This is a genomic window from Arthrobacter sp. Edens01 (assembly GCF_001307035.1).
Classification (GTDB): domain Bacteria; phylum Actinomycetota; class Actinomycetes; order Actinomycetales; family Micrococcaceae; genus Arthrobacter_B.
This window is the reverse complement of record NZ_LKIU01000006.1, coordinates 368,426-384,396: the sequence shown is the minus strand read 5'-3', so window position 1 is coordinate 384,396 and position 15,971 is coordinate 368,426. Positions and strand designations below refer to the sequence as shown.

The window sequence follows — 15,971 nt, the reverse complement described above, 5'->3', positions numbered from 1 at the left end:
TCGGCCGCTCCTTAGCTTAGTCCTTCCGCAATACAGGTGCAGAACCCGTGATCATCCAGGCATCGCCGCGGGCGCGGAGGGACAAAGTCACCGCTCGCGCTGCCATATATCCCAGCCCGAACGCCGCCCACAGCCAGGCGATCCCGCTGCCTCCCTCCAGCCCGGACACATGCACCCACCAGAGCAGGGGCAGGTAGGCAAGCAGGTTCAGCACGCCGGTCAGTGCCAGGTATTTCGCATCCCCGGCACCGATGAGCACGCCGTCCAAAACGAAGACCAGTCCGCAGACCGGCTGCGCGGCGGCCAGGACCCAGAGCCCGGCTGTCAGAGCCTGCTGCACACCGGGGTCCGGCGTGAAGATCCAGCCGACGAACGGAGCCGCCAGGGCCAGCAGAACGCCGGTTATGACGCCGAACCCAACACCCCACGCGGACATCTTCCGCGTCAGGTCCCGGGCCATTGTCCGGTTTCCGGCACCCAGCTCCTTGCCGATCATGGCCTGCGCCGCGATGGCCAGGGCGTCCAGGGCAAAAGCCAGGAAGGTAAAGAAGGTCATCACGAGCTGGTGTGCTGCCAGGGACACGGGACCTTGGGCAGTGGCCACTACGACGGCGGCCAGTACGGCTGCCCGCAGGCTCGCTGTGCGCAGCATCAGCCATGATCCAACGTGGACGCCTGCCCTAATCCCGGCACCGGTTGGCCGCAGGGAGACCCCCTCCCGGCGGGCCATCCGCGCAACCATGACCAGATAGGCGGCGGCCATGCCCCACTGGCTGATGCTGGTGCCGAGTGCCGCACCGGTCACCGAAAGGCTGAACCCGTAGACCAGCAGGAAATTCAGGGCGATGTTGATGCTGAAACCTGCCACGGCGATTACGAGCGGGGTCCTGGTATCCTGCAGCCCGCGCAGCACACCGGTAGCGGCCAGCACCACCAGCATGGCGGTGAGGCCCGGCATGGACCAGCGCAGATAATCCACTGCGTACTGGTGCACTTCCCCTTCGGCTCCGAGAACCGAGGCGATCCAGGGCGCCAGCAGGATTCCGGCGGCGGAGAGTCCCGCCCCGAGGAGGATTGCCAGCGCAATGCCGTCCCTGCCGGCGGCGACGGCTTCGCGGAGCCGGTTGCCGCCCAGGAACCGGGCTACCGTTCCCGTGGTCGAGTAGGCGAGGAAGACCATCAGTCCAACCGCTGTCTGAAGCACGGTGGAAGCGAGTCCGACGCCGGCGAGCTGGTTGACGCCAAGATGGCCAACAATGGCAGCATCGGCGAGCAGGAACAGCGGCTCGGCAATCAGGGCACCCAGGGCCGGCAGGGCCAGTGCCAGGATTTGCTGCCCCAGGCTGCGGTTTTTCGCTGCGGGTGTCCCGGTGTTCACGGTTCCAGCCTACGGCCGGTGCCCGTGTTCCCCTGCTGCCTCAGCCCGGGCAGCGTCGCGGCCAAACCAGCTGCGGCAGCCAGCAGGACAAGAACGAAACCGGCCAGGCCGGGCCAGCCTGCTCCCTGGAAGAAGAATCCGGCCAGCCAACCCAGCAGACTGGATCCGGCGTAATACGCCAGGTTGTACAGCGAGGAGGCCTGTGCCCGCCCGCCTGCGGCCATAACCGGCACCCACCCTGAGGCCACGGCATGCGCACCAAAGAAACCGCCGGTGAACACCACCAGTCCGATGATGACCGCGGGCAGCGACTGCAGCAGTGTCAGGGCAAGTCCCGCAGCCATCACGCCCGTGCCGGCCAGCAGCACCGTCCGCCGTCCGCCCGGTACCCGGCCGGCGGCCCGCCCTGCGATGCGGGAAGACCAGGTTCCGGCCAGATACGCCAGGAACAGGGAGCTGGCGAGGGACTGAGGCAGGTTGAAAGGCGCGAGTTCCAGCCGGAAGCCCAGGTAGTTATAGACCGCGACGAATCCGCCCATCAGCAGGAACGCCTGGGCATAGAGCACCAACTGGCGGCCTGAACGCAGGTTTCCGGCGAGGCGGGCAGCCAGTGAGGCACCGCCGTCGGCCCTGCGCTGCGGAACGTAGCCGCGCTGTTTCGGAGCCGAAAGCATAAAAACGACGGCGGCTACGGCGGCGAGCAGGCTCACAGCCGCAACACCTATGCGCCAATTGGAATATTCACCCAGCGGTGCTGCCAGGATGCGTCCAGCCAGCCCGCCAACGGTGGTTCCTGAGACATAGGTGCCTGCGGCGACGGCTGCGTGTGCCGGGCTGACTTCCTCGCTCAAGTAGGCCAGGGCAACAGCCGGGATTCCGCCAAGCGCGGCTCCCTCAGCAAACCTCAGGGCCAGCAGTACGGAGAAGTCCGTGGCCAGCGGCACCAGGAGACCCAGAATGACGGCAGCAATAATGGCCGTGCGCATTACCGGCAGCCGCCCGAACCGGTCGGCGGCCGCAGACCAGGGTATGACGGCGACGGCAAGGCCCAGCGTTGCCGCAGAGACGCTGAGGGCAGCCGTGGCGGCGCTGACGCCGAAGTCTCCGGCAAGCTGCGGCAGCAGGCCCTGAACTGAATAAAGCTGTGCGAAAGTCGCCATCCCGGCCGCGGCGAGCCCTACCAGGACACCGCGGTACCCCGGGCTCCCCCTCCGGTGCCCGGAGAATTCGACGGCTTCAGCCACGGGCGGGCCTGACGCCGTTTTCTGGATCGGCGTCAGCGCGGCGGTCCGCGAGCGAGGCCAGTTCGCGGGCCAGGTTGGCCCGTGCGGCGGTGCCCCAAAGCTCTTCGCCCCGGGCTGTGCGGAACAGTCCCTTCCCCCGGTCCAGCAGGGATTCCAACACAGCACTGCGTCCTGCCCGGAACGTGTTGTCGTCCACGTGGCGGTATTCCTGCCGCACATCTGCGGCATACCGGTCATAGGCGGCGCGGTCCCTGCCGAGCACTGCCAAGTCGGCGTCGCAGAGCAGTTTTCCGTATTCATCCCCATCAGCCGGATTGTGAGCCGCGGTCAGGCGGACCAGCCGGGAGACTTCCGCGGTCTCGGCGTCCGGCACCCCTGCCGGGGGCAGCAGCTCTTCGGCCAGCACCGCCGAGGCTTCCTCATCAGAGCCGGGAACGCCGTCGTATACCGCGTCATGGAACCAGGCCGCGAGCAGCACCGGACGCTCTGCGCAGCCCAGACTGTGCAGCGCCTCAAGCACCTGCAGCAGGTGGCGCCGGTCGTGATAGCGGCGGTGGGGTTCACCCCACCGGTTCAACAGCTCTGCACCAAGGTCCTCCGCTCCGGGTACCAGTGTGTCCCAGCGCCCGCGCAGCGGGTGGACCAGGGATGCGGCGCGTTCACGCGCAGGGATCCGCAGACCGCCGGTGATCAAGGCACGAACCAGGGTGCCTCCGTCGACGGGCTTCGCTCCTGAGGCAACCAGGTCTTCATACCGTCGAAGAGGTACGTCGTAGTGGTCATGATCGAAGGCCCGGAGCGGAATGCCGGAGGCGGCCGCGAACTCGTGCAGTTCCGCCAGCGAGGTGTCCGAGACCAGGTGGGAGAAGTGCGTGCCGTGGGCAGGCCAGAGCGGCGGGTCTATATAAATCACGTGTTGCTCACAGGTAGTGCTGGGACCATTCCTCCATCCTTAGCCCACCTGCCGCACAATTTCCATCCGGCTGCGGGCGGACACCGTGCGGCTGTGGAAGTCCCCTTCTTTCAAAGTCCCCTTGTCCCGCTGCGCACCGGGTGGTCCAATGTCTGCCATGACACAGACCACGGACAACATCCTTGCCGTCGGCACGCGCAAGGGCCTGTGGCTGGCGAGGAGTAATGACCGGACTGACTGGCTGCTCAGCGGTCCCTATTTCCTCATGAACGAGGTAGCCAGCGTGGCACTGGACAGCCGGCACTCTCCGCCGCGGATCCTGGCAGGGCTGTTGTCCCCCCACTGGGGACCAACGGTGGTGATGTCGGATGATCTGGGTGAAACGTGGACTGAACCCGAGGCGGGTGCCATTACTTTTCCTTCCGGATCCGGGGAGTCCCTGGGCCGGATCTGGCAGCTGCAGCCGGATTCCGCGGCCCGTCCGGATGTTGTTTGGGCCGGCTGCGAACCGATCTCGGTGTGGAAGTCCACGGACGGCGGTACCAGTTTCGAACTTAACCAGGCGCTGTGGAACCATCCGCACCGGCCGGACTGGGGTGAGGGCTACGGCGGAGCCGCTGCCCATACTGTCCTCCCCAGCCCTGCGGATGAGACCGTGCATGTGGCAATCAGTTCCGGGGGCGTCTACCGCTCGGATGACGGCGGAGACAGCTGGGCTGCCCGCAACCGGGGGATTTCCGCGTACTTCCTGCCGGACCCGGACCCGGAATTCGGCCAGTGCGTCCACAAGGTGGCCCGCGATGCCGGGGACCCGTCACGCCTGTATGCCCAGAACCACCATGGCGTGTACCGCAGCGACGACTCCGGGGATACCTGGGTCTCAATAGCCGAAGGGCTTCCCGCCGACTTTGGATTCGTGATGCTGGCCCACCCCCGCACTTCGGGCACGGTGTGGACCATCCCGCTCGTTGCCGACGGGGAGCGGATCCCGCCGGACGGGGAACTGGCTGTATACCGGAGTACGGACGCGGGCGGTACGTGGGCCCGGCTGGATTCCGGCTTGCCACAGTCTGAATACAACGCAGTGCTGCGCGATGCCGCTGCACTCGATACGTCTGAACCTGTAGGGGTGTACTTCGGAACCCGTGCAGGTGACGTCTATGCCAGTGCTGATGAGGGCGGGACTTTCACCCTTGTGGCATCGAATCTGCCGGACGTGCTGTGTGTGCGCGCTGCGCAGCTTGGGAGTCCGGAACCGTGACCGGCGCCGGAGTCCGCATCCTGCTGCCGGACGTTCTTGCCCCCGCAGCAGGCGGGACCCGGGAGTTAAGCGTTCCGGGTACAGCAGGTTTGACTGTTGGTTCCCTTTTGGACGGACTGGGAGAGAAGTTCCCCGTCCTGGAACGGCGCATCCGGGACGAGACCGGAACCGTACGCCGGTTCGTGAATATTTACGTGGACGGTGAAGACATCCGCGGGCTGGACCGTCAGCACAGTGCAGTGGGCCCCGGCTCCGAGGTGATGATCCTGCAGTCCATTGCAGGGGGCTAGAGCGGGAATAGCACAAAACGGCCGGACACCCGTGGGTGTCCGGCCGTTTTTCGCTGCTTTTTACCGATTAGGCAGGCAGCTGCAGGGTCTGTCCGGTCAGGATCAGATCCGGGTGGATGACGGAGCCGGTGTTGGCTGCGTACAGAGCCTGCCAGCCGCCTTCGATGCCGAGCTTCTCGGCGATGGCGGACAGGGTGTCGCCTGCCTGGACGGTGTAGGTCTCACCGCTCACTGCAGGGGCCGGAACCGCGGCGGCCGGGCCCTGCGAGGTAGCCGGCACCTCTACCGGTGCTGCGGCTTCAACCGGAGCGGTGTAGGTCGGAGCCGGAGCCTCAACCGGGGCCGGAGCCGGAGCCGGAGCCTCGACCGGAGCCGAGTAGGTCTGTACCGGGGTTTCGGTTACGGGTGCCTGCTCAACCGGGGCGGCAGCCTGGGGGTTGGCGGTGGCACCGGTCATGCCCAGCTTGGCGGTGCAGGCAGGCCAGGCGCCGGGGCCCTGTTCGGCCAGCACGCGCTCGGCTACGGCAATCTGCTGTTCACGGCTGGCGTTGGCGGGGTCGCCGGTGCCGCCGAAGGCTGCCCAGGTGCTGGGCGTGAACTGCAGGCCGCCGGAGAATCCGTTACCGGTGTTGATTCCCCAGTTTCCGCCGCTTTCACACTGTGCCAGCGCGTCCCAGTCCATGGAGGCTGCGTTGGCAGGAGCTGCCAGGCCGGCGAGGCCGGCAGCGCCGGCACCGGTGATGGCTACGGCGGCAAGTCCGCGGCGAACGTTACGGGTGATCTTCGAGTTCTTCATTAGCTGTTTGTGCTCCTGGGACCCACCTGCGCTCTGCCCGTCCCCGGGCTTCCTAACGCCGTCGCCTGCCCCCGACTGTTAGAGGTCAGGATCAGTGCTCCCACAGCGGCGACGTGCGGTGGCGTGGGGCACAGTGCAATTTCTTTTCGGCAGCACCTCTCGGATTGGGTGCCTGCCGGCCGGATCATTCAGCTTGATGGGAACCGGCGACCGCCCTTCATTCGGGCTCGCAACTACGTTAGGAGAGACCCAAATCGATATCAAATCGAGACCTTCGTGATCGGCCCGGCATCGTCCGCGCGATCGGCATGATAATGCTGATCCAGCGGCCTGATGTGCAGTTGGCCACAGGGGGTTCTCCACGCGGTTTCTGAGCGTCTGGACTTGGTTCTGCAAGCGGTCTATGGTTTGTCCTCGTGCTCACATTCTTCAATGCGCTCAAGCGCATTCTGGTGGGGCGTCCATACGGCAACGAGCAGCTCTCCCGCACCCTGCTCCGCAAACGTGTTGCCCTGCCGGTCTATGCCTCGGACGCACTGTCCTCGGCAGCGTACGCTCCGGACGAAATCCTCCTGACGCTGGCTTTGGCCGGGGTCGCCGCCGTGACGCTCTCCCCCTGGGTGGGCCTTGCAGTCATTGTGGTTCTGCTCACCGTCGTTGCCTCCTACCGCCAGAACGTCCACGCCTACCCGTCCGGCGGCGGCGATTACGAGATCGCCAGCGAGAACCTGGGCCGCCGCGCCGGACTGACGGTTGGCTCGGCCCTGCTGGTGGACTACGTGCTCACCGTCGCAGTCTCGATGTCCTCCGCAGCGCAGTACCTGGTCACCGCAGTGCCGGTTCTCCACGGACAGCAGGGCCTGCTGGCGGCAGCCGGGGTGATCATCCTGATGCTGGTCAACCTCCGGGGCGTGAAGGAAGCCGGTTCCCTTTTCGCTGTTCCCACATATCTCTTCCTGGTCTCGGTACTGGGAATGTGTGCCGTTGGATTGTTCCAGGCCGCAACCGGCAGCTTGGCACAGGCGCCCTCGGCGGGGTTTGAGCTGCGGCCGGAAGCGGGGCTCGACGCCGGCCTCACCGGCCTTGCCGGCGCCTTCCTGCTGCTGCGGGCTTTCTCCTCCGGAGCCGCCGCCCTTACCGGCGTGGAAGCGATCAGTAACGGGGTTCCGACCTTCCGCCAGCCCAAGAGCCGCAATGCCGCCACCACACTGCTGCTCCTTGGTGGCCTGGCGGCAGCCATGCTCGCCGGCATCCTGGCCCTGGCCAGTCTCACAAAGGTCCATTTTGTGCAGGATCCTGCAACGCAGCTGCTTCAAAACGGCGTTCCTGTGCAGGACTACATCCAGCATCCGGTCATCAGCCAGCTGGCCGAGACCGTCTTTGGTGACGGGTCTCTCTTCTTCTACGTGGTGATTGCCGCCACCGGGCTGATTCTGGTATTTGCTTCAAACACTGCCTTCAACGGTTTCCCCATCCTGGCGTCGGTCCTGGCAAAGGACGGCTATCTTCCCCGCCAAATGCGCACCCGCGGTGACCGGCTGGCTTTCAGCAACGGAATCATCGTGCTCGGCCTGGCGGCCCTGGCGCTGATCCTGGTCTTCAACGCCGATGTGACGCGGCTGATCCAGCTCTACATCGTGGGGGTCTTTGTTTCCTTCACGGCCAGCCAGCTGGGCATGATCCGACACTGGACCGCGAAGCTGCGCACTGAGCGCAAGCCGGAGGTCCGCCGGCGGATGCAGCGGTCCCGGATCATCAATTCCTGCGGTTTTGGCATGACGGCACTGGTGCTGGTGATCGTAGTGGTCACCAAGTTTGAGCATGGTGCGTGGATCGCCCTGCTAGCCATGGCATTCCTGTACGTGGTGATGGACAGCATTCGCAGGCACTATGCCGCTGTGGCCGAGGAGCTGCAGGTGGAAGACAGCCCTGAGGCCCTCGCCCTGCCCAGCCGAGTCAACGCCGTCATCCTGGTCTCGAAAGTCCACAAGCCGGTGCTCCGGGCCCTGGCGTACGCGCGGGCCTCGCGTCCTTCCAGCCTCAACGCCATCATTGTCGACCTGGATCCCGAAGAGACCCAGAAGACGGTGGAGGACTGGGAACGGCTGCGCATCCCGGTCCCCCTGACGGTGCTCTCCTCCCCTTACCGCGAAACTGTGTCTCCCGTCCTGGCGTACCTGCGTGAGGCACGCCGCTCCTCCCCCCGCGAACTCTTCGTGGTCTACATCCCCGAGTACGTCGTCGGCCGCTGGTGGGAACAGCTGGTACACAACCAGACGGCCCTGCGCATCAAGGCCCGCCTGCACTTCGAGCCCGGAATCATGGTGGCGAGTGTGCCGTGGCAGCTGGCGTCGAGCAAGGATGCAGCAGCCGCGTCCCGCCAGGCTGCGCGGGATACCCAGGGTACGCAGCCCGGGCACGGCACGCAGGGGCCCGGCGCCTCGTAGCGCGCGTGCCGTGCAGCACCCGCGAGCCTCAGCCCTGCAGGATTCCGCCGCGCTGTGCGGCCGCAGCTACAGCGGCGGAGGTGTCCTCTTCGATCAGTTCCGCGTTGATGGCGGTGGCAGCAGCCAGTCCTGCGGACGCTGCACCGATGACCTGAGTCATGGGGGCTGTCAGGTTTCCTGCGGCAAAGATCCCCGGGACGGATGTCACGCCGCTGGAATCCGCTGCCACGGCAGTCCCGACGGCGAGGTCGCCAAAATACTGTTCCTCCGCTTCCAGACCCACTCCGGAGAGGTAGTCCGCCCGGGCGCGCAGCCGCGTCAGCACCACCAGTGCCTGCCGGGACACAAACTTGCCGGAGGCCAGGCGCACGCCGGTCAGGCCGGCATCGCCCTCAACTGCGGCAACGGCACCGTCCACAACCCGGATGCCGCGGGCAGCCAGCTGCCGGGACTGCTCTGTATCCGGTTCACCCGCATCGTTGAGGAAAAGCACAATGTCTTCGCACCACTGCCGCCACATCAGCGCCTGGTGCACCGCGGTGTCCAGGTGCGTGGCCAGTACGCCAAGCCGCTTCCCCCCGGCTTCCCATCCGTGGCAATACGGGCAGTGCAGCACATCCGTGCCCCAGTGCGCCGCCAGGCCCGGAATGTCCGGCAGTTCGTCGGACGCTCCACTAGCGGCGAGGACACGCCGGCTGATCAGCACAGTGCCGTCCTGCAGCCCAATCCTGAAGGAACCGTCCCCTGCACGCAGGACGGATTCCACGGTCCCGTCCACGATGGTCCCTCCGTAACCCTCAACCTCCCCGCGGCCCACCGCATACAGCTCCGCGGGAGAGGCACCTTCCCTGCCCAGGTAGTTGTGCACACCCGACGCCGGGGCGTTCCGCGGCTCGCCTGCATCCACGACCGCTACCCTCCTCCTGGCCCGGGACAGGGCCAGTGCGCCGCTCAGCCCGGCGGCGGAACCGCCCACCACAACGACGTCGTAATCCACCTTGCCGCCCCCGTTGCCGGTCATAGTCCCGTCCTTCACAATCTGCCTCCGAAAACCTGCCTCCGGCCCGGTGCCGGATCTCCTGCCTGCAAGTTTTCTGCGCCGCCGCCGGGGACACAACCGGTTTTGCTGTTATGGCATGATCGGGTTTATGAACCAGGACGTAAGGACAGTCGTGGACGGGATCGGGCCACGGCTGCGTTCGCTGCGTACCTCACGCGGGCACACCCTCACTGCGGTGTCCTCGGCAACCGGCATTTCGCTGAGTACACTCTCCCGGCTGGAAAGCGGCCAGCGCCGGGCCACGCTGGAGCTGCTGCTCCCCCTCGCCGGAGCCTACGGCGTTTCCCTGGATGAGCTGGTGGGCGGTCCGCGGACCGGGGACCCGCGGGTCAATATGCGTACGACGCGTCACCGTGGCGCAACAGTGATCTCGCTAACGGAGAAGGCCAGCGGGATCGGTGCCTTCAAATACATCCTTCCGGCGGCGAAAAGGCCTGCCACACCTACTCCGCAGGCGCATGACGGTTACGAGTGGCTTTATGTTCTCAGCGGCCGGCTGCGCCTGGTGCTGGGCGCCACGGAACTGAGCCTGGGTGCGGGCGAAGCCGCTGAGTTCGACACCAGGGTTCCGCACTGGATGGGGAACGCAGGCCAGGACGCCGTCGAGTTCCTGGCGCTTTTCGGGCCGCAGGGCGAAAAAGCCCATGTTAGGGCCAGGCCGTCAGATCCGCGCCCGCGGCCGGAGCCTTCCTGACCCGCTACGCTCCGGGGGTTCCGCGGCCGGCCAGGACGGAGCGGTAGGCGTATTCGGTCAGACGGCCGTCCTGCACCGCCTGCTCAACCGCGGCGAAGGACCGCGGACCCTGATCAGTGCTGTACGGGAAATGAATCAGCTCGGCGATCAGTTCCCACTCCTCGCTGATGGAGTCGATGAGATCAGCCGGCGTTTCGTCCTCTCCGGCGGGCAGGGCCGTCCAGGAGTCAGCCGGAACCCGGTACGCCTGCAGCCGGTCAAGGTCTGCCTCCAGTTCCGCCAGGGACGCATATTCAGTCTGGGCCTCGGGCGGCACGGAGCCGTCCGGTGTTGCCAGCTGGCTGACGAACGTGGTCTCGGACGAAGGGTAGATGGAAGTCGGTACCGGTTCGCCCTCTTCCAGGTAGGCCGGCAGCTGGGACGGCATCCAGTACCAGGCATCGCCCTGGTCGGCTCCCCCGGGCTGGTCCCTTTCGCTGATCCAGCCGCGGCCGGCCAGCAGTGCCTCTGCCTCGTCGCTGAAGTATGCGGTCTCCCCGCGCAGCATGGCGTTGACCTCATGCTCGGCGCGGCGGGCCTGCTTCTTCTTGGAAACGGCCTTCTTGCGGGGCTTGGACTTGGGCACGGGAGCTCCTGGGGTGGTGGAAACGGGAAGGCGTACGCGGGCGGTGCAGGCTAGAAGCCGGAGCCGCCCTCGACCGCCATGTTGGAGAAGCGCGAGTAGTGGCCCTGGAAGCCGACCACGATGGTCTTCGTGGGGCCGTTACGGTGCTTGGCCACGATCACGTCGGCCTCACCGGCGCGCGGGGACTCCTTGTCGTAAATATCCTCACGGTGCAGCAGGATCACCATGTCGGCGTCCTGCTCGATGGAGCCGGATTCACGGAGGTCGGAGACCATGGGCTTCTTGTCGGTGCGCTGCTCAGAACCACGGTTCAGCTGCGAGAGGGCGATTACCGGAACTTCAAGCTCCTTGGCCAGCAGTTTCAGCGCACGGGAAAACTCGGAGACTTCCTGCTGGCGGGACTCCACGCGCTTGCCGGAGGACATCAGCTGCAGGTAGTCCAGGACCACGAGCTTGAGGTCATGCCGCTGCTTCAGTCGACGGCACTTGGCGCGGATTTCCATCAGGGACATGTTCGGGCTGTCGTCGATGAAGAGCGGCGCATCGTTCATGCGGCCCATTGTGGTGGCGATCTTGCCCCACTGCTCATCCTTGATGGTGCCCTTGCGCAGGTCCTGCAGACCAATTGTGGCCTCGGCTGAGAGCAGGCGCATGGCGATTTCGTTGCGGCCCATTTCCAGGGAGAAGAAGACCGTGGTCATGTTGTGCTTGATGGCCGCGGAGCGCGCAAAGTCCAAGGCGAACGTGGACTTGCCGACGGCGGGACGGGCGGCAATGACAATCATCTGGCCGCCGTGCAGGCCCTGGGTGAGTTCGTCCAGTTCATAGAAACCGGTGGGCACACCGGTCATGCCTTCACCGCGGTGGCCGGCGGACTCAATTTCGTCCACCGTTCCCTCAATAATGTCCTTCAGCGGTACGTAGTCTTCCGCAGTTCGGCGCTCAGCCACGGCGTAGACCTCAGCCTGGGCCGCATTGACCAGGTCGTCCACTTCTCCGTCATTGGAGTAGCCAAGCTGCACGATCTTGGTGCCAGCATCAACCAGGCGGCGGAGGACTGCGCGCTCCCGGACGATCTCGGCGTAGAAGCCGGCGTTGGCTGCGGTGGGCACCGACTGGATGAGCGTGTGCAGGTACGCGGGGCCGCCGATGCGGCTGATTTCTCCGCGCTTGGTGAGCTCATCGGAGACCGTCACGGCGTCGGCAGGCTCGCCGCGGCCGTAGAGGTCGATGATGGCTTCGTAGATGGCTTCGTGCGCCGGGCGGTAGAAGTCGACGCCGCGGAGGACTTCCACGCAGTCGGCGATCGCGTCCTTGGAGAGCATCATGCCGCCCAGCACCGACTGCTCGGCGACCAGATCCTGCGGCGGAGTCCGGCCGAAATCAGAGGTGCGGGTTGATTCAGCGGAATCCGCATGTGCAAGCGACACGGGGCCACCCTTTCCAAAAAACGTTCTATCTCCGGTCCCGTCAGGCAGATCCGGAGGTGTGTATGGCTGGCTACGTTCTAGCCGACGGCACTGACAATGGGGCTTCTGCCCGCCGTGCCCCCGCCGATACCATTCCCGGTGCGCCGATGAGGGAGTCCACCGCAACCGTAGCCCCGTGAGGCCCCCTCAACAAACGAGTTATCCACAGGCCTTGTGGATAGCCTGTTCATAAGTGGGCGTGTCTTGTGCACAGGCTGGGCATAAGGCTGTGGATAACAAATTAGTTTCTGCCATAATATGACTCTGACTAGGCAAAACACCCGTCCACACCTGTGCACAGTGAACTATTTTCCCCAACATTCAGCCACAGCCTTCAGGTTGACAGATCACGGGAATGGGCATACGGAGACCATTATCCACAGCAGATATCCACATACCTGTGAACTACTGGGGACTACTTGTGTTGGTAAGCCCGCTTGGGATTATGAGACCCGAAAAATGTCCTTCACCAGGTCTAAACGTGTGCCGAACGCAACAGCGCCCCCCGCCGGAAACGGCGGGGGGCGCTGTGTATCACGCAGTGCGCGGCGTACTAGCTGGCAACGACCTCGAGGTCGATGACGGCAGCGACGTCGTCGTGCAGGCGGACGTTGGCCTGGAAAGAACCAACCGACTTGATGTGAGTCGGCAGTTCAACCTTGCGCTTGTCGATGCTGCCGAGGCCGGCAGCTTCAACAGCAGCGGCAACGTCAGCGGGCTTGACCGTGCCGAAGAGGCGTCCGGACTCGCCGGCCTTGACGGTCAGCTTGACCGGCTTGGCGGAGAGTGCAGCAGCCTGCTTCTGGGCATCTTCCAGCGAAGCGTGCTCGCGCGCAGCGCGGGCAGCCTTGATGGACTCAACCTGCTTCTCGCCACCCTTGGTCCAGGTGAGAGCGAAGCCGCGGGGTACCAGGTAGTTACGTGCGTAACCGTCCTTCACCTCAACAACGTCGCCTGCAGCACCGAGACCGGTGACTTCGTGGGTCAGAATGAGCTTTGCCATGAGTTAGGTTCCTTTCCTTTAGCCGCGGCCAGCGCCGGAGTAAGGCAGGAGTGCAACTTCACGGGCGTTCTTGATTGCCTGTGCGATCTTGCGCTGTTCCTGCACGGTTACGCCAGTTACGCGACGAGCGCGGATCTTTCCGCGGTCGGAAATGAACTTGCGCAGCAATGCTACGTCCTTGTAGTCGATGACAGTGATGTCAGCGGCCTTCAAGGGATTGGACTTTGGTTTGGGCTTGCGAAGTTCAGCCTTAGCCATCGTGGAGCTCCTTATGTCTAGTGGAGCCCGTGGATCAATTCCACGGGATGGGCTCGACGGCGGTTGCCGTCAGAGGTTGTGCCTTGCGGCACAGGGGTATTGCTTAGAAGGGCGGATCGTTGGAATCCGGGCCGGCTCCCCAGCCGCCTGAGTTGCCGCCTGCAGGGGCACCCCAGGGATCGTCCGCAGGTGCGGACTGCTGCTGCTGCTGGCCGCCCCAACCGGAGTTGGAGTTGCCGCCGAAGCCGCCGCCGGCGTTCCCGCCGAAGCCACCGCCGCCACCGCCGGAGCGCTGGGTGCGGGTGACCTTCGCGGACGCGTAACGAAGCGAGGGGCCGATTTCGTCGACCTCAAGCTCCATGACGGTACGCTTTTCGCCCTCTTTGGTCTCGTACGAACGTGACTTCAGGCGGCCCTGGCAGACGACTCGGGTTCCCTTGGTCAGGGACTCGGCGACGTTTTCCGCAGCTTCACGCCAAACCGACGCACGGAGGAACAGCGTTTCGCCGTCCTTCCATTCGTTGGACTGCCGGTCGAAGGTGCGCGGCGTCGAGGCAATGGTGAAGTTCGCCACTGCTGAACCGGACGGGGTGAACCGGAGTTCCGGATCATTCGTCAGGTTGCCGACCACGGTGATCGTTGTCTCGCCTGCCATTTATGCCTCCTGGTGTCTCGGCCCGTTTCCCCGGGCCTTTCGTTGACGAATAAAAGGTGGACCGAAATTACTCGGCAACAACCTTCTGGTCTTCGGGGCGGATGATCTTGGTGCGCAGGATGGTCTCGTTGAGACCAAGCTGGCGGTCAAGCTCAGCAGCAGCTGCAGGGCTGGCGGTGAAGTTAACCACCGCGTAGATGCCTTCGGACTTCTTCTTGATGTCGTAGGCCAGGCGGCGACGACCCCAGATGTCCACCTTGTCGATGGTTCCACCCTCGTTGCGGACAACGTTGAGGAACTTGTCGAGCGAAGGCTCCACGGTACGCTCTTCGACCTCGGGGTCGATGATTACCATCAGTTCATAAGCACGCATTTGTGAACCCACCTCCTTTGGGCTATACGGTCACGGTCTTTCCGTAACAGGAGGTTCTTTAGCGTTGTCTTTGCTCCGGCGCAGCGAGGGGAGTCCCCTCACGCCGAAAGCCTGCCAGCCGGAGCTGACAGCACAGACTCCACTATCCTATCCGATTTTTCCGTACCGCCCGGCCACTGTGGACAGCGCCCCTTGTGTCAGCGGACAAAGAAGGCCTCTGCGGCGCGGGAAAGGTGGAACGGGTCGTTGACGCCGGCCATCTCGCGGGCGGAGTGCATCGAAAGCAGCGGAATGCCGACGTCGATGGTGCGGATTCCCAACCGGGTTGCCGTGAGCGGGCCAATGGTTGAACCGCAGGGAATTGCGTTGTTGGACACGAATTCCTGGTAGGGAACCTCGGCCTCCCGGCAAAGTCCTGCCCAGTACGCCGCCCCGGGAGCGTCGGTGGTGTAGCGCTGGTTGGCGTTGATCTTGAGCAGCGGCCCACCGTTCAGGACAGGCCGGTTGGCGGGGTCGTGCCGTTCGGCATAGTTGGGATGCACCGCGTGCCCGGCATCGGCAGAAATGCAGAAGGAAGCAGCAAAGGCCCGCTGTGCCTGCATTGCGTCCGCTCCGAGTCCCGTGCTGACCCGGGCCAGCACGTCTTCAAGGAACGGGCCGGCCGCGCCGGAGCGCGATCCGCTGCCGACTTCCTCATGGTCGAAAGCGGCCAGGACGGCAATGGATCCGGCGGTCTTGGTTTCCGCAGCAGCTTCCAGGGCGCGCAGTCCGGCGTGGACGGATGACAGGTTGTCCAGCCGCCCCGAGGCCAGGAACTCACTGTCGGCGCCGAACACCCGTGCGGGCTGGGTGTCGGCGGCAACGACGTCGTACCCCCCGATTTCACCGCGGTCCACGCCTGCGCTGGCGGCGAGCAGGCCCAGCAGGTCAGCGGCAGACGGGTCACCGAGACCCCACACCGGGTTCATGTGCTGCTGCTTGTCCAGCTTCAGGCCTTCGTTCACGGCGCGGTCCAGGTGAATGGCCAGCTGCGGGAAACGCAGCAGCGGACCGGTGGCAACCAGGTGCTCGACGCCGTCGAGCGTCACCAGCCGTCCGGCGAGCTCCAGTTCACGGTCCAGCCAGGAGTTCAGCAGCGGTCCGCCGTAAACCTCCACGCCGGCCTGCAGCCAGCCGAACTTTCCGGTAGTCGGCGAAGGCTTGAGCTTGAAGGTTGGCGAGTCAGTGTGGGTGCCGAAGATGTTGAACCCCGTGCCGGCAGCGGCTCCTTCGGGAACGATCCAGGCGATGAACGCGCCGTCACGGACCACGACGTACCGGCCGGGGGCTGTGGGCCAGTCCTGGTCCTCGGACAGCTCCGTGAATCCGGCAGCTGCAAGCCGGTCTGCAGCGGTGCGCGCCGCGTGGAAGCTGGAGGGTGAAGCGGCAACATAATCGCCGAGGTCTTTTACGTGAGCCAGTGCGTCAGACATGCTCTGATTCAACCAGAGCCGGCGGCGGGCGCG

16 protein-coding genes are annotated in these 15,971 nt (G+C 65.1%); 4 read left to right on the top strand and 12 right to left on the bottom strand.

The window, feature by feature from the left end; translation table 11 throughout:
* Nucleotides 1-16: 16 nt before the first annotated feature.
* Genes AO716_RS16330 through AO716_RS16320 form a run of 3 tightly spaced genes read right to left on the bottom strand, consistent with a single transcriptional unit; the run spans nucleotide 17 to nucleotide 3,535 of the window.
* Nucleotides 17-1,378 carry an MATE family efflux transporter gene (locus tag AO716_RS16330; RefSeq protein ID WP_055242887.1) on the bottom strand — a complete coding sequence of 454 codons (1,362 nt, stop codon included), beginning with the start codon at nucleotides 1,376-1,378 and terminating at the stop codon, nucleotides 17-19.
* The gene (locus tag AO716_RS16325) at nucleotides 1,375-2,622 is read right to left on the bottom strand and encodes an MFS transporter (RefSeq protein ID WP_235472141.1); all 1,248 of its coding nucleotides are present in this window, start codon (nucleotides 2,620-2,622) and stop codon (nucleotides 1,375-1,377) included. The genes AO716_RS16330 and AO716_RS16325 overlap by 4 nt, the downstream gene beginning before the upstream one ends.
* Nucleotides 2,615-3,535: a DUF4031 domain-containing protein gene (locus AO716_RS16320; protein WP_055242886.1), complete on the bottom strand. Its 921-nt coding sequence runs from the start codon at nucleotides 3,533-3,535 to the stop codon at nucleotides 2,615-2,617. Before AO716_RS16320 ends, AO716_RS16325 begins: the two co-directional genes overlap by 8 nt.
* A 148-nt stretch (nucleotides 3,536-3,683) precedes the next feature.
* Here AO716_RS16320 and AO716_RS16315 point away from each other — a divergent pair, with 148 nt between their 5' ends.
* Together AO716_RS16315 and AO716_RS16310 are read left to right on the top strand one after the other, a co-directional pair.
* The gene (locus tag AO716_RS16315) at nucleotides 3,684-4,796 is read left to right on the top strand and encodes an exo-alpha-sialidase (protein ID WP_200907658.1); all 1,113 of its coding nucleotides are present in this window, start codon (nucleotides 3,684-3,686) and stop codon (nucleotides 4,794-4,796) included.
* A complete protein-coding gene (locus AO716_RS16310; RefSeq protein WP_235472140.1) occupies nucleotides 4,793-5,086 on the top strand; it encodes a MoaD/ThiS family protein in 294 nt (97 codons plus the stop codon). Before AO716_RS16315 ends, AO716_RS16310 begins: the two co-directional genes overlap by 4 nt.
* A 67-nt stretch (nucleotides 5,087-5,153) precedes the next feature.
* Here AO716_RS16310 and AO716_RS16305 read toward each other — a convergent pair whose 3' ends face one another.
* The gene (locus AO716_RS16305; protein ID WP_055242884.1) at nucleotides 5,154-5,882 is read right to left on the bottom strand and encodes a transglycosylase family protein; all 729 of its coding nucleotides are present in this window, start codon (nucleotides 5,880-5,882) and stop codon (nucleotides 5,154-5,156) included.
* Nucleotides 5,883-6,298: 416 nt separating this feature from the next.
* Here AO716_RS16305 and AO716_RS16300 point away from each other — a divergent pair, with 416 nt between their 5' ends.
* On the top strand, nucleotides 6,299-8,329 hold the full coding sequence (locus AO716_RS16300) for an APC family permease (RefSeq protein ID WP_055242882.1): 2,031 nt from the start codon (nucleotides 6,299-6,301) through the stop codon (nucleotides 8,327-8,329).
* A 28-nt stretch (nucleotides 8,330-8,357) separates the two neighbouring features.
* Here AO716_RS16300 and AO716_RS16295 read toward each other — a convergent pair whose 3' ends face one another.
* Nucleotides 8,358-9,350 (bottom strand): NAD(P)/FAD-dependent oxidoreductase, encoded by a 993-nt coding sequence (locus AO716_RS16295; protein ID WP_055242880.1) that lies wholly within the window; start codon nucleotides 9,348-9,350, stop codon nucleotides 8,358-8,360.
* Nucleotides 9,351-9,477: 127 nt separating this feature from the next.
* Here AO716_RS16295 and AO716_RS16290 point away from each other — a divergent pair, with 127 nt between their 5' ends.
* Nucleotides 9,478-10,083 (top strand): helix-turn-helix domain-containing protein, encoded by a 606-nt coding sequence (locus tag AO716_RS16290; RefSeq protein ID WP_055242878.1) that lies wholly within the window; start codon nucleotides 9,478-9,480, stop codon nucleotides 10,081-10,083.
* Between the two features lie 4 nt (nucleotides 10,084-10,087).
* Here the strand turns inward: AO716_RS16290 and AO716_RS16285 are convergent, their stop codons facing one another.
* The 7 genes from AO716_RS16285 to AO716_RS16255 form a co-directional block, all read right to left on the bottom strand.
* Nucleotides 10,088-10,708: a hypothetical protein gene (locus tag AO716_RS16285; RefSeq protein WP_055242876.1), complete on the bottom strand. Its 621-nt coding sequence runs from the start codon at nucleotides 10,706-10,708 to the stop codon at nucleotides 10,088-10,090.
* A gap of 50 nt (nucleotides 10,709-10,758) precedes the next feature.
* Complete coding sequence (dnaB, locus tag AO716_RS16280; protein WP_055242874.1) at nucleotides 10,759-12,138, bottom strand: replicative DNA helicase; 1,380 nt, start codon at nucleotides 12,136-12,138, stop codon at nucleotides 10,759-10,761.
* 592 nt (nucleotides 12,139-12,730) lie between these two features.
* The gene (rplI, locus tag AO716_RS16275; RefSeq protein ID WP_055242872.1) at nucleotides 12,731-13,180 is read right to left on the bottom strand and encodes a 50S ribosomal protein L9; all 450 of its coding nucleotides are present in this window, start codon (nucleotides 13,178-13,180) and stop codon (nucleotides 12,731-12,733) included.
* Nucleotides 13,181-13,198: 18 nt separating this feature from the next.
* On the bottom strand, nucleotides 13,199-13,438 hold the full coding sequence (gene rpsR / locus AO716_RS16270; RefSeq protein ID WP_003800144.1) for a 30S ribosomal protein S18: 240 nt from the start codon (nucleotides 13,436-13,438) through the stop codon (nucleotides 13,199-13,201).
* Between the two features lie 103 nt (nucleotides 13,439-13,541).
* Nucleotides 13,542-14,093 carry a single-stranded DNA-binding protein gene (locus AO716_RS16265; RefSeq protein ID WP_055242870.1) on the bottom strand — a complete coding sequence of 184 codons (552 nt, stop codon included), beginning with the start codon at nucleotides 14,091-14,093 and terminating at the stop codon, nucleotides 13,542-13,544.
* 67 nt (nucleotides 14,094-14,160) lie between these two features.
* A complete protein-coding gene (rpsF, locus tag AO716_RS16260; protein ID WP_055242868.1) occupies nucleotides 14,161-14,466 on the bottom strand; it encodes a 30S ribosomal protein S6 in 306 nt (101 codons plus the stop codon).
* Between the two features lie 197 nt (nucleotides 14,467-14,663).
* A complete protein-coding gene (locus AO716_RS16255; RefSeq protein ID WP_055242866.1) occupies nucleotides 14,664-15,938 on the bottom strand; it encodes a M18 family aminopeptidase in 1,275 nt (424 codons plus the stop codon).
* Nucleotides 15,939-15,971: the final 33 nt, after the last annotated feature.

Coding starts and splice junctions, on each gene's coding strand:
- AO716_RS16315 (WP_200907658.1), top strand. CDS start 3,684: ATGTCTGCCATGACACAGACCACGGACAACATCCTTGCCGTCGGCACG.
- AO716_RS16305 (WP_055242884.1), bottom strand. CDS start 5,882: ATGAAGAACTCGAAGATCACCCGTAACGTTCGCCGCGGACTTGCCGCC.
- AO716_RS16295 (WP_055242880.1), bottom strand. CDS start 9,350: ATGACCGGCAACGGGGGCGGCAAGGTGGATTACGACGTCGTTGTGGTG.
- AO716_RS16290 (WP_055242878.1), top strand. CDS start 9,478: ATGAACCAGGACGTAAGGACAGTCGTGGACGGGATCGGGCCACGGCTG.
- rplI (WP_055242872.1), bottom strand. CDS start 13,180: ATGGCAAAGCTCATTCTGACCCACGAAGTCACCGGTCTCGGTGCTGCA.
- rpsR (WP_003800144.1), bottom strand. CDS start 13,438: ATGGCTAAGGCTGAACTTCGCAAGCCCAAACCAAAGTCCAATCCCTTG.
- AO716_RS16265 (WP_055242870.1), bottom strand. CDS start 14,093: ATGGCAGGCGAGACAACGATCACCGTGGTCGGCAACCTGACGAATGAT.
- rpsF (WP_055242868.1), bottom strand. CDS start 14,466: ATGCGTGCTTATGAACTGATGGTAATCATCGACCCCGAGGTCGAAGAG.
- AO716_RS16255 (WP_055242866.1), bottom strand. CDS start 15,938: ATGTCTGACGCACTGGCTCACGTAAAAGACCTCGGCGATTATGTTGCC.